Origin of the sequence: Nonomuraea helvata (assembly GCF_039535785.1) — a bacterium.
GTDB classification, from domain to species: domain Bacteria; phylum Actinomycetota; class Actinomycetes; order Streptosporangiales; family Streptosporangiaceae; genus Nonomuraea; species Nonomuraea helvata.
In genome coordinates this window covers 253,519-268,473 of the sequence record NZ_BAAAXV010000009.1, presented here as the reverse complement: position 1 = coordinate 268,473, position 14,955 = coordinate 253,519, and the positions used below count along the sequence as shown (strand labels likewise).

Annotated in this window: 11 protein-coding genes; 9 read left to right on the top strand and 2 right to left on the bottom strand. The window is 71.2% G+C overall.

The features are described from left to right. Positions 1 to 116 precede the first annotated feature (116 nt). Complete coding sequence (locus tag ABD830_RS33785; protein ID WP_344996734.1) at positions 117 to 1,634, bottom strand: hypothetical protein; 1,518 nt, start codon at positions 1,632 to 1,634, stop codon at positions 117 to 119. Positions 1,635 to 1,767: 133 nt separating this feature from the next. On the opposite strand from ABD830_RS33785, the gene ABD830_RS33780 reads away from it, so the two are divergent. The 3 genes from ABD830_RS33780 (at position 1,768) to ABD830_RS33770 (ending at position 5,951) form a co-directional block, all read left to right on the top strand. Then, complete coding sequence (locus tag ABD830_RS33780; RefSeq protein ID WP_344996731.1) at positions 1,768 to 3,861, top strand: hypothetical protein; 2,094 nt, start codon at positions 1,768 to 1,770, stop codon at positions 3,859 to 3,861. Between the two features lie 94 nt (positions 3,862 to 3,955). Then, complete coding sequence (locus ABD830_RS33775; protein WP_344996728.1) at positions 3,956 to 4,885, top strand: glycosyltransferase family 2 protein; 930 nt, start codon at positions 3,956 to 3,958, stop codon at positions 4,883 to 4,885. A gap of 4 nt (positions 4,886 to 4,889) precedes the next feature. Continuing rightward, entirely contained in the window at positions 4,890 to 5,951 is a 1,062-nt protein-coding gene (locus ABD830_RS33770; protein WP_344996725.1) for a glycosyltransferase family 4 protein, read from the top strand. On the opposite strand, the gene ABD830_RS33765 is transcribed toward ABD830_RS33770, so the two are convergent. Continuing rightward, positions 5,852 to 6,811, bottom strand: a complete 960-nt coding sequence (locus ABD830_RS33765) for a lysylphosphatidylglycerol synthase transmembrane domain-containing protein (RefSeq protein WP_344996722.1) — start codon at positions 6,809 to 6,811, stop codon at positions 5,852 to 5,854. The two genes, ABD830_RS33770 and ABD830_RS33765, sit on opposite strands and share 100 nt — an antisense overlap. 93 nt (positions 6,812 to 6,904) lie before the next feature. Here ABD830_RS33765 and ABD830_RS33760 point away from each other — a divergent pair, with 93 nt between their 5' ends. From ABD830_RS33760 to ABD830_RS33735, 6 genes are all read left to right on the top strand, one after another. Continuing rightward, entirely contained in the window at positions 6,905 to 7,732 is an 828-nt protein-coding gene (locus tag ABD830_RS33760; RefSeq protein WP_344996719.1) for a class I SAM-dependent methyltransferase, read from the top strand. Further along, positions 7,729 to 8,649 (top strand): lysylphosphatidylglycerol synthase transmembrane domain-containing protein, encoded by a 921-nt coding sequence (locus ABD830_RS33755; protein ID WP_344996716.1) that lies wholly within the window; start codon positions 7,729 to 7,731, stop codon positions 8,647 to 8,649. Before ABD830_RS33760 ends, ABD830_RS33755 begins: the two co-directional genes overlap by 4 nt. Positions 8,650 to 8,743: 94 nt before the next feature. Further along, positions 8,744 to 9,859: a glycosyltransferase family 4 protein gene (locus ABD830_RS33750; RefSeq protein ID WP_344996713.1), complete on the top strand. Its 1,116-nt coding sequence runs from the start codon at positions 8,744 to 8,746 to the stop codon at positions 9,857 to 9,859. Positions 9,860 to 9,891: 32 nt separating this feature from the next. Continuing rightward, positions 9,892 to 10,971 (top strand): mannose-1-phosphate guanylyltransferase, encoded by a 1,080-nt coding sequence (manB, locus tag ABD830_RS33745; protein ID WP_425567215.1) that lies wholly within the window; start codon positions 9,892 to 9,894, stop codon positions 10,969 to 10,971. 127 nt (positions 10,972 to 11,098) lie between these two features. Continuing rightward, on the top strand, positions 11,099 to 11,995 hold the full coding sequence (locus ABD830_RS33740; protein WP_344996708.1) for a DNA-3-methyladenine glycosylase family protein: 897 nt from the start codon (positions 11,099 to 11,101) through the stop codon (positions 11,993 to 11,995). Between the two features lie 50 nt (positions 11,996 to 12,045). Then, entirely contained in the window at positions 12,046 to 14,916 is a 2,871-nt protein-coding gene (locus ABD830_RS33735) for a bifunctional FO biosynthesis protein CofGH (protein WP_344996705.1), read from the top strand. Positions 14,917 to 14,955: the final 39 nt, after the last annotated feature.

Below are 14,955 nucleotides of genomic sequence, written 5' to 3'. Positions count from 1 at the left end.
GACGCGCTGGCTTCGTCGCCTCGCGCCACGAGACGAGGTCACGTACGGCGTACCAGGTGTCATGACCGTGGGGGACGACCGTGACCCGGGCCTGAAGTTTCCGCGGCAAAGCATACTCAGAGCTGGACATTGGGTGGAATATCATCGCCAAACTCCTTATCGCCTCCGGACTGTCTTAGCACGTCAGGCCTGATGCTCAGGGCCGCCGCCAAACAGGCCAGGGGTACGGCCGGCAACACGTACCGATAGTCGAACTCCGCCGCCACGGCCGGTGTGACCAGCAGCACGACCGCCGCCGACCAGGGCACCAGCCAGGCCGGGGGGCGCCTTGGCCGACGCCTGCGCGTGACGGCCGCCACAAGGGGCACCAGCAGGGCCCCCAGCAGCACCAGGCCGGGCAGCCGCGCCACGCTCTGGTAGGCCCTCAGCCATCCGGCGTAGGGCTCGACGATCTTTGTACCGATCGCACCCTGTTCGTAGAGCTTTGCATAATCGGCACCGACCTGTGCGGGATAGCGGCCAGGTGGCCCGGGCTCCTTCACCGGGAACTGGTAGTAGCCGTAGATCTCGGGATCGGGATAGACCGGACGGCTCCAGGTGAAGGTGCGCCCCAGCTCGGTCAGCACCGAGGCGGCGTAGTCGACCGGCTGACTCCTGATCGCCAGCGTCGCGAACCTGCCCGCCAGGTCGTCGTTCTTCTTCGTGAACGTGATCCCGGGCAGCTCCACGAGAGGGGAGTCCTTGGCCCAGATGTACTCCTGGGACGGCGGGCGCCGCTCCGGTGGCCGCGGGTCGCACAGGACCCTCAGGTCGGGCGGCGGGTCCATCTTGGCGCAGTCGGCGAACGCCATCGTCCGGGCGTACAGGAAGACGCCGTTCGCGCCCACGAGGCCGACGCGCTGGTAGGTGGCGTAGAACCAGCCGCCGTACGCGACCACGGGCACCAGCGCGGCCGCGAGCAGCACCCCGGCGAGCCGCACCCGCCCGCGCAGGACGAACCACGCGGCGAACAGCACGATGAGGGGCTGGCCGATGGTCCTGGTCAGGGTGGCGGCGGCCAGCAGCAGCCCGATGGCGACCACCGTGGCCCGCCGCTCCGTCACGCACAGCGCCGACGCCACCACGACCAGGAACATGAAGAGCGTGTCGGAGACGAGCAGGTGCTCCAGCTCGATCTGGTACCCGTCGAGCAGCACCGGCACCGTGGCCAGCGTCGCCGCCCACCGGGGCGCCCGTCTCGCGGTCCGGTAGATCAGCACGCCGACGGCCAGGCCGAGCAGGTGCTGCGCGGCGGTGACCACCCCGAAGCTGTGGAACGGCTCCAGCAGCTTCATGAACATCGGGTAGCCGGCCGGCCTGACCCGGTCGGGGATCGGCTTGAAGACGGTGACGATGTAGGTGTAGGAGTCGGGGAACCACAGGGCCGGGCGGTAGCCCAGCATCGCCAGCGCCCGCAGGACGGCGCCGAGGGCGAGAACACCCAGGAACCACCGGTGCCGCTTCCACCAGGACGGATCCTTGAGCGGGGCGAGCCTGCCCCGAAGCCCTCTGCCGCTCCGGCGGGACGGGTCGCGCGGCGCGCGGCGCCTGCCGCGGCCGGTCTTCGCGGGCTCATCGGCGCGAGCCTCCGCCATCACCCCGCCTGTCCTCCCGCGTCTCTTTCCGGCACATGTACGCTACCCGCGATTCCGCGAGCCCCGTGCCATTGGCGCCGCACCCGCCGCGTTCGTCGAAGTGGCCTCCCAGGTTGGATACGCTCGCTCACCGATGGAACTCGATCGACCCGGACGGGTCCTCGCCCTGCTCTCGGTGGCGCCCGCGCTCGCCGTGGCCGGCTGGCTGCTGGCGGGGCTGCCGCTGCTGCTGCTCGGCTGGTTCGCGCCGCTGCCGGCCGGGCTGGCCGGGCTGTCCGCCGCCGCCCTGCTGTGCTGGGCCGGCACGCGACGGCTGGGCACGGTCGTCCAGGCCACGTGGCGGCAGGTCGCAGGGGTCGTGGCGGTGGCCGTGGCGTCGGGCGTCTTCAACGTGGTCATGCATGCCGAGCAGGTCATCGTCCGGCGGGATCCGGCGACGTACGCGCAGTACGCGGCCTGGATCGCGGGCCACGGCTCGCTGCCCGTCCCGACGCAGGCCGCGGCGTTCGGCGGGGCCGATCCCGCGCTGATCTTCGAGAGCGTCGGGTTCTACGAGGTGAACGGGGCGGTGGTGCCGCAGTTCATGCCGGGGCCGCCGATGCTGTTCGCGGTGGGCGACTGGCTGGGGGTGCCGTTCGCGGTCCCGGCGGTGCTGGGCGGGCTGGCCGTGCTCGTGGTGGGCGGGGTGGTGGCCCGGCTCGCGGGAGCGCGCTGGGCCGTACTGGCGTCGGCCGTCTTCGCGGTGAGCCTGCCGGTCCTCTACACCTCACGGACCACGTTCAGCGAGATCCCCTCGCTGATCCTGCTGTTCGGCGGGCTGGCGCTGATCTACGACGCGCTCGCGCGGGTGACCGGCGAGTCCTCGAACGGCGAGTCCTCGAACGGCAGGCTCAGGCCCGGCTGGTCGGGCTGGGTGCGGGGGCTGCTGGCCGGGCTGGTGTTCGGGCTGGCCGTGCTGGTCAGGGTGGACGGGCTGCGTGACGTGCTGCCGGTGCTGGCGTTCGCGGGATTGCTGATCGCGATGCGGCGCTTCGCCAGGCCGCAGGGGGCGCTGGGGCCGCCGCTGCTGGCCGGGCTCGTCGTGGGCGCCGGCACCGGGATGCTCGCGGCGTACCTGCTCGCCCGGCCCTACCTGTCGTACCTGTCGAGCTCGGTCAGGCCGCTGCTGTTCATCTGCGCCGCCGTCCTCCTGCTCACCCTGGTCGGCACGGCCGCCGCCCCGCTGCTCGCCAGGATCCGCCTGCCGAGGTGGGCCCCGGCGGCCGGCGCCGGGCTGGTGGTGCTCCTCATGATCGGCCTGTACGTCCGCCCGTGGCTGCAGACCGTCACCCGGATCCCCACGACGTTGGAGGACCGGCGCACGGAGCTGATGATCAGGCAGACCCAGGAGATCTACCGGCTGCCCGTCGACGGCACGCGGCTCTACTTCGAGAACTCCCTGCACTGGGTGATCTGGTACGTCGGCCTGCCCGTGGTGGTGCTGGCCACGCTCGCGGCGGCGGTGCTGGTACGCAGGCTCCTGCGGGACGGCCGGCCGTTCGAGTGGCTGCCGCCGCTCGCGGTCATCGGCTGGACCACCGTCACCACGCTGCTGCGCCCCGAGATCACCCCCGACCATCCGTGGGCCGCCCGCCGCCTCGTCCCCGTCGTGATCCCCGGGATGATCCTGCTGGCCACGTACGGGCTGGCCTGGCTGCGCGACCAGCCCTGGCTACGCGACCTCGCGGTACGGCGCGGCCCCAAGTGGCTGTCCGGCCCCCGGCTCCCGCGCTGGGGGATGGTGCTCGCGGTGCTGGCCGTTCTCGTGCCGCCGACCGTCACCTCGATCGGCACCGCGTTCACCCCGGTCGAGCGGGGGGAGGCGGCGGCCGTGGCGGCGATGTGCGCCAAGATCCCGCCCAACGCGTCGGTGCTGATCGTCGAGCGGGTCACCGGCGACCGGTTCACCCAGCTCGTGCGCGGCATGTGCGGCCGCCCGGCCGCGGAGGTGGCTCGGGAGAAGAGCTTGAGCGTCGCCCCTGAGTGGCGGGTGCGCCGCCTGATCGAGCGCGTGCGCGCCACGGGCCGCGTCCCTGTCGTCCTGGCCGCCGAGGCGGACCAGGTCTCGCCGTACGGGCCGGCGTCTCAGGTGCTGGCACTGGTCACCCGCCAGGACGAGCGCTCGCTCGTGGACGCGCCGGACAGTACCTTCACCCTGCGGATCAATGTCTGGATGGCCCTGCCCTGACCGCCCCTGCCACCCGGGATGATCTTGAAAGTAGGGGCTCCCACTGGGCGCACGTGGACTCGGCTTTGATGTGGGCAGAGTAACCTCAACCCCCGTGAGCACGCTTGAGACCCCCAAGAGTGGACCTGCCGTGGAAGAAGCGCCGTACGTCACCATCGTCCTGCCCTGCTACAACGAGCAGGATCACGTCATCGACGAAGTCGAGCGCATCACGAGGGCCATGGACTCAAGTGGCTACACCTACGAGCTCGTGGCCGTGGACGACTGCTCGACCGACGGGACGCTGGCCAGGCTGAAGCAGGCCGCTCCCGACTATCCCCACCTGCGCATCCGCGCCTTCCACCGCAACGGCGGCGCGGGCACGGTGCGGCGCATCGGGACGCAGGAGGCCAAGGGCGAGATCGTCGTCTGGACCGACGCCGACATGACCTACCCCAACGACCGGATCCCCGAGCTGGTGCAGATCCTGGAGAAGGATCCGACGATCGACCAGGTGGTGGGGGCGCGCACGAGCGAGGAGGGCTCGCACAAGTTCCTGCGGGTGCCGGCCAAGTTCGTGATCCGCAAGGTGGCGGAGGTGCTGGCCGGGCAGAAGATCCCCGACCTCAACTCCGGGCTGCGGGCCTTCCGCCGGACGGTGGCCAAGCCCTACCTGCGGCTGCTCCCGCCCGGGTTCTCGTGCGTGACGACGATCACGCTGTCGTTCCTGTCCAACCAGCACGACATCTACTACCTGCCGATCGACTACGCCAAGCGGGCCGGGAAGTCGAAGTTCAGCTTCGTGTCCGACGCGTACCGCTACATCCTGCAGGTGCTGCGGATGATCATGTACTTCAACCCGCTCAAGGTGCTCATGCCGCCCGCGTTGTGGCTGGTGGGCATCGGGTTCGTGAAGGGGCTATGGGACATGGTGCAGCATCCGTTCTACTTCCCGGCCAACACCGTCATGATCTTCTTGTCCGGCATGCTGATCGGGGCCGTGGCGCTGCTGGCCGACCTGATCGTGCGGTCGCGGGGAGAGTAGGCGCGTGCGGATCGCGATCGTCGGCCCGAGCTACCCGTACAAGGGGGGCGGGGCCCAGCACACCACCGAGCTGGCGCACCGGCTCGCGGCCCAGGGGCATGACGTGGTGATCGAGTCGTGGCGGGCGCAGTATCCGTCGTTCCTCTATCCGGGGCAGCAGACGATCTCCGCACCCGAGGGCACGCCCTTCCCGGACACCGTGCGCAGGCTCGACTGGCGGCGGCCCGACGGGTGGGTAGCGGCCGGGAGGCGGCTGCGGTCGGCGGATCTCGTGGTGCTGGCTGTGCTGAGCCCGGTACAGGTCCCCGCATATTTGGGGATTTTGTACGGGATAGGGCGAAAAGTCAGGACCATTGCCCTCTGTCACAATGTGCTGCCCCACGAGCGCAAGCCGTACGACGAGCCGCTCATGAAAGCGCTGCTCAAGCGGGTCGACGGGGTGCTCACCCACTCCGAGCAGCAGGCCGGGCTGGCCAGAGGGCTGACGGGCAAGCCGGTCGGTGTGGCGGCGCTGCCACCGCACCTGCCCTCGACGAATGCCGAAAAATCCACCCAGATCCATCGCCGGCTGCTCTTCTTCGGCATCGTGCGGCCGTACAAGGGGCTGGATCTGCTCCTCAAGGCGCTGCCCGACGGGATCTCGCTGATGGTCGCCGGTGAGTTCTGGGGCGGGCTCGACGAGACCAAGGCGCTGATCGCCGAGCTGGGCATCGGCGACCGGGTCGAGCTCCGCCCCGGCTACGTGGCCGCCGCTGACGTGCCGAAGCTGTTCGCCCAGGCGGACGCGCTGGTGCTCCCGTACCGGAACGCGACCGCCAGCCAGAACGTCTGGCTGGGCCACGAGCACGGCGTGCCGGTGATCGCCACGCGCGTCGGGGCGCTCGCCGACCACGTCACCGACGGGGTGGACGGGCTGCTGGTCGAGCCGGGCGACGTCGGGGCGCTCCGCGCGGCGATCGAGCGGTTCTACGCCTCGGGGGAGCCGGAGAGATTGCGTTCGGGCGTCAAGGCGGTCGATCCCGAGCCGTTCTGGTCGGCGTACACGGGGGCGCTGCTCGGCGTCTGACGGCCGAGCACGAACGAGACGCCCGCGGCGGTCGCGTCGGCCAGCGTGAACGCCAGCCGCGACACGATCGCCACCGCCAGCGCCGCCGGGGCGCCGATGACGGGGCCGAGTGCGAGCACCAGCGCGCCCTCCCTGACCCCGACCCCGGCCGGGACCACGACGGTGAGGATGCCGGTGGCCCAGGCGAACGCGTACGCGCCGGTCGAGACGATGTAGAGGTCGGGGCGGCCGGAGAGCAGCCAGATGTGCACCCCGTACACCAGCCACCCGAGCCCGGTCCACGCGACCGCGACGATCACGGTTCGGCCGGGCAGCACGCTCTCCAGCGGCTCCTTGCGGGCGATGCGCAGCGCCAGGTTGAGACCCCAGGTCAGCACCTTGGGATGCAGGCAGACGATGATCACCGGCACCAGCAGCACGAGATACCAGGCCTTGCGGACCGCCTCCTGGGAGCCCAGGGTGGCCGCGGCAATCATGAGCGCGACCCCGAGGTTGATCACGAGCCCCAGCGAGATCGTCGCGAACGTGCGCCTGGGCGGGCTGCCGTGGTCGCGCCCGAGGTCCATCATCGCCGCGTACGCCCAGACCCCGCCGGGGATGTACTTCCCGAGCTGGCCCACGAACATGATCCGCCCGGCGATCCGCAGCGGGACCCGCGTGCCGAGCCCCGCCAGGATCTCCCGCCAGGCCACCAGCATGAGGAACTGGCCGAGCAGCACCGCGGCGAACGCCCCCAGCACCGCCCACGGCGACATCGCGGCGACGGCGCCGGTGGTCGCGTCCCAGTTCTTCGCCAGCCCGTACCCCAGGAAACCGAGTGCGACCAGCGCGAGGACGACGCGCAGCAGGCGACGGAGCATTCGCTCAGGCTACGCGCGGTACACCAGGTATAGCCAGACGACCGCGCCGATCAGCGCCAAAGTCGCGAACGTCGTTGGGTACTGTGGGTCCTCGTGGGTACGCAACGAGTCGCGCAGCTCGAATACTCGGAGTTCCAGTCCGCCATGCTCGACGAGGGCAAGCGGCGGCGGAAGGCCGCGAAGATCATCGCGGTGCTCGAGCACTTCCGCGGGCCGCTCGGCGGCCTGACGGTGGGCGACGTGGGCTGCTCCGCGGGGTTCATCGCCGACGAGCTCGCGCAGGCCGGGGCGAAGCACACGCTGGGCATCGACATCGACGTCCCCGGGCTGCGCAAGGCCGCCGACCGGTTCGGCGAACGGGTGGCGTTCGTCTGCGGCGACGGCACGGCGCTGCCGTTCCCCGACGGCTCGATCGACGTGCTGGTGTTCAACCACATCTACGAGCACGTGGTCGACCCCGACGCGGTGGTGGCCGAGATGCACCGCGTGCTGTCCGACGACGGGGTGCTCTACCTGGGGCTCGGCAACCGGCTCGGCGTCATGGAGCCCCACTACAAGCTGCCGTTCCTGTCCTACCTGCCGCCCACGCTCGCCGACCGCTACGTGCGGGCGTTCGGGCGGGCCGACCACTACTACGAGCGGTTCAGGACGCGGCGCGGTCTGCGCAAGATGCTGAGAGCCTTCCACGTGTGGGACTACACCTTCCCCGTCCTGGCCACGCCCGGCCGGTTCGCGGGGGGCGAGCTGTTCCCCGGCGCTCTGGGGCGGATCGCGCAGACCCTGCTGGCCCGCACCCCTCGCGAGGTGCTCCGGCTGCTGCTGCCGCTCGTGCCGACGTACCTGTGGGTGGCCACCAAGACCCCGCGGCGGCCGGCGGGCGCCGCGCTGCCGCAGCCGCCCGAGCGGGTCCGCCCGCTGTGACCACGGTGGAAGACACGGTGAAGGAGACGGTGAAAGAGGCCGCGCCGCGGCGGTCGCTCGTGCGCAGACTGATCCGGTACGGCTTCCTCGCCGTCGCGCTCGGATTCGGCGCCTACGCCGTGGCCAAGCAGTGGGACGCCGTGGTGGCCGGGTTCGCCCGGCTGTCGTGGGCCGCGCTGGCCGGCTCGCTGGTCGCGGTGGTCGCCGCGCTGCTCGGGGCCATGCTCACCTGGCGCACCCTCCTGGCCGACCTCGGCTCCCCGCTCCCGCTGAGGCCGGCCGCCAAGGTCTTCTTCGTGGGCCAGCTCGGGAAATACATCCCCGGCGCCGTCTGGCCGGTGATCGCCCAGATGGAGATGGGCCGCGACCTCGGCGTGCCGCGCTCGCGCAGCGCGGCGGCGTTCTTCCTGATGATGCCCATCCAACTCGCCACCGGCCTGCTCGTCACGCTGGTCACGCTCGGCTGGGACAGGTACGGCTGGCTGCTGCTGTTCATCCCGCTGCTCCTGGTCCTGCTCGAGCCCAAGGTCATCAACGCCGTGATCGGGTACGCCCTGCGCAGGCTCAAGCGGGAGCCGCTCGAACGCCCGCTCACCCGGCGCGGCATGCTCACCGCGCTCGGGTGGGCGCTGGCCGGCTGGCTCTGCTACGGCGTGCACCTCTACTTCGTCGTCCCCCAGGCCGGCCTGCTCTTCGCGGTCGGCGCCTTCGCGCTGTCGTGGTGCCTGGGCATCCTGACCTTCGTCGTCCCGGCGGGCGCGGGTGTGCGGGAGGTCGCGATGGTCGCGGTGCTGGCGCCCCAATTGGACGGCGGTGCCGCGATTGCGGTGGCGCTTTCGTCCCGCATTGTCATCGTCATAGGGGACCTGATCTGCGCGGGTCTGGCGGGAATCGCGGCGCGTCGCGACTCGGTGTGATTTGGCCCACGATTTAGGGGAGGCTGGTCATAAGCTGAACTTGAGAGGGGGACGACCAGTCCCACGTGGATCTTGAGGGGAGAAGATCTTCGTAATGCCTCGAGTGCTCGTCGACGCGGCGGCGGTCCCCGCGGACCGTGGCGCGTTGATCAGATATGTGGACGGGCTCGTGGCCGCGCTCCACCGGGCCGGCGCGGACCTCGTAGTGGTCTGCCAGCGTTCCGATGCCGAACGGTACCGGCGTCTCGCGCCCTCGGCCCTGGTCATTCCCGGGCCTGTCGCGATCTCCAACCGGGCCGCCAGGCTCGCCTGGGAGCAGAGCGGCCTGCCGCTGCTCGCCCGTCAGACGGGGGCGGACGTGATCCACGCCCCCTATTACTCCATCCCGCTCGGGTCGGGCCTGCCGACCGTGGTGACGATCCACGACGCCACCTGGTTCACCGAGCCCGACCAGCACAGCCCGCGGGCGTCGTTCTTCCGCTCCGCCACCCGCACGGCCGTACGCCACGCCCAGCGGGTGATCGTGCCGTCCAAGGCGACCAGGGACGAGCTCGTCCGCGTGCTCTCCGCCGATCCCACCCGCATCGACGTCGCCTACCACGGGGTCGATCTGGAGCAGTTCCACCCGCCGAGCGAGGAGGAGATCCGCCGGACCGCCCTGAGGTGCGGGCTGCACGGCCAGCCCTATGTGGCGTTCCTGGGCGCGCTCGACCCCCGTAAGAACGTTCCCAACCTCATCCGCGGCTTCGCCACCGCCGTGAAGCAACTGGCCGAGCCGCCCGCGCTGGTGATCGGCGGCGGCGTGCACGAGGACGACGTCGACGCCGCCTGCCGCGAGGTCGAGGCCACCGTCCGGGTCATCCGGCCCGGCTACCTGCGCGCGCCCGACCTGCCCGGATTCCTGGGCGGAGCGCTGGTGGTCGCCTTCCCGTCACGAGGGGAGGGGTTCGGGCTGCCGGTGCTGGAGGCCATGGCCTGCGGCGCCCCCGTACTGACGACGCACCGCAGCTCGCTGCCCGAGGTCGGCGGGGAGGCGGTGGCCTACACCGAGCCCGACGCCGACAGCATCGCCACGGCGCTCGGAGACCTGTTGGGGTCCCCGGCGCGCAGGCGGCGACTGCGGGAGGCGGGGCTGGCACGAGCACGTGAGTTCACCTGGGAAGCCTCGGCAGAGGCGCATCTCAGCTCTTATCAACGCGCGATCGAATAGTTCGGTAACCTCACGGAGTGATGGAGAGCTCATTGCCAGACCTCGAGGCGATCCTCCTGGTCGGGGGGCAGGGCACGCGCCTGCGTCCGCTGACACTGGGCACGCCGAAGCCGCTGCTGCCGACTGCCGGCGTTCCGTTCCTGGCCCACCAACTCGCCCGGGCGCGATCCTTCGGAGTACGCCGGATCGTCTTCGCGACCTCGTACAAGGCGTCGATGTTCGAGCCCGCCTTCGGCGACGGGGAGGCGTTCGGGCTCTCGCTCGAATACATCACGGAGGAGACGCCGCTGGGCACCGGCGGCGCGATCCGCAACGCGGCCGAGGCGCTCACGTCCGGGCCGTCCGACCCCGTGCTCATCCTGAACGGCGACATCCTCTCCGGCCATGACATCGGCGAGCAGGTGCGCACTCACCTCGCGCGGCAGGCCGCTGTAACGCTCCATTTGACAGAAGTGGACGATCCCTCGCGCTTCGGGTGCGTGCCGACCGACGAGACGGGGCGGGTCACCGCGTTCCTGGAGAAGACCCCCGACCCGGTGACCAACCGGATCAACGCCGGCTGCTACGTCTTCAGCCGGTCGGTGATCGACTCGATCCCGCGGGACGAGGTCGTGTCGGTGGAGCGGGAGACGTTCCCGGGGCTGATCGAGTCGGGCGAGCTGGTGCTGGGGTACGCGGACCGCACGTACTGGCTCGACGTCGGCACGCCCGCGGCGTTCGTGCAGGGGTCGCGCGACCTGGTGCTGGGGCGGGTGGCGTCGCCCGCGCTGCCCGGGCCGACGGGCGAGTACCTGGCGCTGGAGGGGGCTCGGGTCTCGCCGGACGCCAAGGTGGAGGGCGGCACCGCGGTCGGGGCGCGGACCGTCATCGAGGCGGGGGCCACGGTGGTGGGCTCGGTGCTGACCGACGACTGCGTCATCGAGGCGGGCGCCTGCGTGACGGACTCCGTGGTGGGCAGGGGGGCGCGGGTCTGCGCGGGCACGGTGGTGAGCGACGCGGTGATCGGCGACGGCGCCATCGTGGGGCCGGGCAACGAGCTGCAGAACGGGGTGCGCATCTGGCCGGGGGTCGAGCTGCCCGAACGCGCGATGCGCTACTCGAGCGACGTCTGACGCCCCTCACCTGACGCCCATCCTCTCCAAAGGACTCCGCCGAAGTACGGCGGGTGACGGGGGAAGCGCGGGCCGCGAACGGAGCTCGCAGGTCCGAGCAGGGGGTCGGGCGCGCGAGACTGGAGGGGTGAGGGAGCGTCGATGGGTGCCGGAGGGGCCGCTGGACGTGGGGATGGCGTTGCTGCCCCACAGGCGCGGCGGTGGCGATCCCACCTGGCGCAAGACCGGTGACGGGGCCGTATGGCGGACGTCCAGGACGCCCGACGGGCCGTGCACGCTCAGGGTGAGTGTCAAGGCCGGGTGTGTGCACGGGCAGGCGTGGGGGCCGGGCGCGGAGTGGGCGCTGGAGACGCTGCCGGCGTTGCTGGGCGCGCTCGACGACGCTTCCGGATTTATCGTCAGACACGAGGTTCTGGCGGAGGCTGTCCGTAAATATCCGGGCTTGCGGATAGGGCGTACCGGCCGGGTCATGGAAGCCCTCGTACCGGCCGTGCTGGAGCAGAAGGTGGTCGGGCAGGAGGCGTGGCGAGCCTGGCGGTGGCTGCTGGACCGGTACGGCGAGGCCGCCCCGGGACCCGCGCCCGAAGGGATGCGGGTCGTGCCCGAGTCCGCGGTCTGGCGGCAGATCCCCAGCTGGCACTGGCACCGGGCGGGCGCCGAGGCCGTGCGGGCCAGGACGATCGCCAACGCCGCCTGGCACGCCGACAAGCTGGAGGCCGCCGCCACCACCGAGGAGCTCGACCGGCTGCTGCGCGCGCTGCCGGGGATCGGCGTGTGGACGTCGGCCGAGGTGCGCCAGCGTGCCCTCGGCGACCCGGACGCCGTGAGCGTCGGCGACTTCCACCTGGCCAAGCTCGTCGGCTATGCGCTGACGGGGGAGAAGACCGACGATCCCGGGATGCTGCGGCTGCTGGAGCCGTACCAAGGGCATCGGCATCGCGCCACGGTCCTGGTCTGGCTCACCGGCCTGCGCCCGCCCGCGCGGGGGCCGCGGATGCCGGTGCGGGACTACAGATCGTTCTGAGACGCCCCCTGGGTGCGGGCGGTGAACCCAGCTCGTCGTACTGTGCCCGTATGAGTCTCGTCAGCGATTCCGCACTCCGCCGGGCGCTCGCGCGTGCGCGCGACGGCAAGGCCCTCGACGTCACGGAGGCGACCGTCCTCCTGCACGCCCGGGGCGAGCACCTCGACGCCCTGCTCGAACACGCCTCCCGCGTACGTGATGCCGGGCTCCAGGCGGCCGGCCGGGAAGGGATCATCACGTACAGCAGAAAAGTATTCATCCCGTTGACCCGGCTCTGCCGGGACCGTTGTGGGTATTGCACCTTTGCCACCGCGCCGCACAAGTTGCAGGCGCCGTTCCTGAGCCCTGACGAAGTGCTGGAGATCGCCCGGCAGGGGGCGGCCATGGGGTGCAAGGAGGCGCTGTTCACGCTGGGGGACCGGCCGGAGGACCGCTGGCACCAGGCCCGCACGTGGCTGGACTCGCATGGTTACGACGACACCCTGTCCTACGTGCGCGCCATGGCGATCCGGGTGCTGGAGGAGACCGGGCTGCTGCCGCACCTCAACCCGGGGGTGCTGGGCTGGCGGGACCTGCAGCGGCTCAAACCCGTCGCGCCGTCCATGGGGATGATGCTGGAGACGACGTCGCGGCGGCTCTTCGAGGAGAAGGGGCAGGCCCATCACGGATCACCGGACAAGGACCCGGCGGTGCGCCTGCGCGTGCTGGAGGACGCGGGCCGGACGAACGTGCCCTTCACCACCGGGATCCTGATCGGCATCGGCGAGACCATCGAGGACCGGGCCGAGTCGCTCTTCGCCATCCGGCGGGTGGCACGCGAGTACGGCGGCATCCAGGAGGTCATCGTCCAGAACTTCCGCGCCAAGCCGGACACGGCCATGCGGGGGCTGCCGGACGCCGACCTGGAGGAGCTCGCGGCCACCATCGCGGTGGCGCGTCTCGTGCTCGGTCCGCGCGTACGCATCCAGGCCCCGCCCAACCTGGTGGACTCGGAGTACGAGCTGATGATCCGGGCGGGGATCGACGACTGGGGCGGGGTGTCGCCCCTCACCCCCGACCACGTGAACCCTGAGCGTCCCTGGCCGCAGATCTCCCTCCTGGAGTCCCGTACCGCTTCGGCCGGGTTCCGGCTGCGGGAGCGGCTGACCATCTATCCCGAGTACGTGCTGGCCGGGGAGCCGTGGCTCGACCCCCGGCTGACCGCCCACGTGGCCGCTCTGGCGGACCCCGCCACGGGGCTGGCGCGCGAGGACGCGGTGTTGCGGGGGTTGCCGTGGCAGGAGCCGGACGGGGGGTTCGCGGCGTCGGGGCGGGTGGACCTGCACGTGGAGGTGGACACGGCGGGACGCACGCACGATCGGCGGGACGACTTCGACCATGTCTACGGTGACTGGGACGTCCTCCGCGACCGCCTCACCCCGGCGGCACACGTCGCACCTCACTCAGCCGCCTCTTTGCCCGGCGCCGACCACGTTGCACCGAGCTCCACCGATGAGGTGCTCGCCGCACCGGCGCCGGAAACACGGCCCGGCGGGAGCGCGGGCGCTGACACCGCCGCGCCGTCGTCACACGCCGCGTCGTCACACGCCGCGTCGTCGGGTGTCGCGTCCTCGCAGGGCGTGTCGTCGGACGCTGCGTCCTCGCAGGGCGTGTCGTCGGACGCTGCGTTGTCGCAGGGCGCGTCGTCGGTGGCGTCCGGCGCAACGAGGTCGGCGCCCAGCAAAGAGACAGCCGCAACGCCCAGCACAGGGACGCCCGGCGACGTGCGGCAGGCGCTCAGGCGGGCGGCCTCGGACCCGGCAGGCCTGAGCGATGCCGAAGCGGTGGCGTTGCTCCAAGCCGACGGAGAGGCGCTGGACGAGCTGGCCGCCATCGCCGACGAGCTCAGAAGGCAGGCCGTGGGCGACGATGTCACGTACGTCGTCAACAGGAACATCAACTTCACCAACGTGTGCTACACCGGCTGCCGCTTCTGCGCCTTCGCCCAGCGCAGGACGGACGCCGACGCGTACACCCTGAGCCTCGACCAGGTGGCCGACAGGGCAGAGGAGGCGTGGCAGGCGGGCGCGACCGAGGTCTGCATGCAGGGCGGCATCCACCCCGACCTCCCCGGCACCGCGTACTTCGAGCTGGCCAGGGCGATCAAGGCCAGGACCCCTGGGATGCACGTGCACGCGTTCTCGCCCATGGAGGTCATCAACGGGGCGAGCCGTACGGACATGTCCATCCGGGCCTGGCTGGAGGCGGCCAGGGAGGCGGGGGTCGACTCGCTCCCCGGGACGGCGGCGGAGATCCTGGACGACGACGTACGGTGGGTGCTGACCAAGGGGAAGCTGCCCGCCAAGGAGTGGGTCGAGGTCATCACGACGGCCCACAAGGTAGGCATCCCGACGACGTCCACCATGATGTACGGGCACGTCGACAACCACCTGCACTGGGTGCGGCACATCAAGCTGATCCGGCGCATCCAGGAGGAGACCGGCGGTTTCTCCGAGTTCGTGCTGCTGCCGTTCGTGCACACCAGCGCCCCCATCTACCTGGCGGGCATCGCCAGGCCGGGCCCCACGGCGCAGGAGAACCGGGCGGTGCACGCGCTGGCCAGGATCCTGCTGCACGGCGCGATCAAGAACATCCAGTGCTCCTGGGTGAAGCTCCGCGACGACCTGTGCCGGCAGGTGCTCCAGGGCGGCGTGAACGACCTCGGCGGCACCCTCATGGAGGAGACCATCAGCCGGATGGCGGGCTCGGAGAACGGCTCGTACAAGACCATCAGCGAGCTGCGCGAGATGGTCGAGGTCACCGGCAGGCCGGTCAGGCAGCGCACCACCGAGTACGGCACCCCCACGCAGGAGCGGCTCGACGCCTCACGGGCGAGCGACGGCGTGTGCAAGAGCGTCAGGAGGGTCCTGCCGATGGCGTAGCTATAACATGTTCTAGAAACACTTGCGCCCGCTGTGGGA

Bases quoted from the DNA above. Each gene is read 5' to 3' on its own strand.
- ABD830_RS33785 (WP_344996734.1), bottom strand. From the start codon at position 1,634: ATGGCGGAGGCTCGCGCCGATGAGCCCGCGAAGACCGGCCGCGGCAGG.
- ABD830_RS33780 (WP_344996731.1), top strand. From the start codon at position 1,768: ATGGAACTCGATCGACCCGGACGGGTCCTCGCCCTGCTCTCGGTGGCG.
- ABD830_RS33765 (WP_344996722.1), bottom strand. From the start codon at position 6,811: ATGCTCCGTCGCCTGCTGCGCGTCGTCCTCGCGCTGGTCGCACTCGGT.
- ABD830_RS33750 (WP_344996713.1), top strand. From the start codon at position 8,744: ATGCCTCGAGTGCTCGTCGACGCGGCGGCGGTCCCCGCGGACCGTGGC.
- ABD830_RS33735 (WP_344996705.1), top strand. From the start codon at position 12,046: ATGAGTCTCGTCAGCGATTCCGCACTCCGCCGGGCGCTCGCGCGTGCG.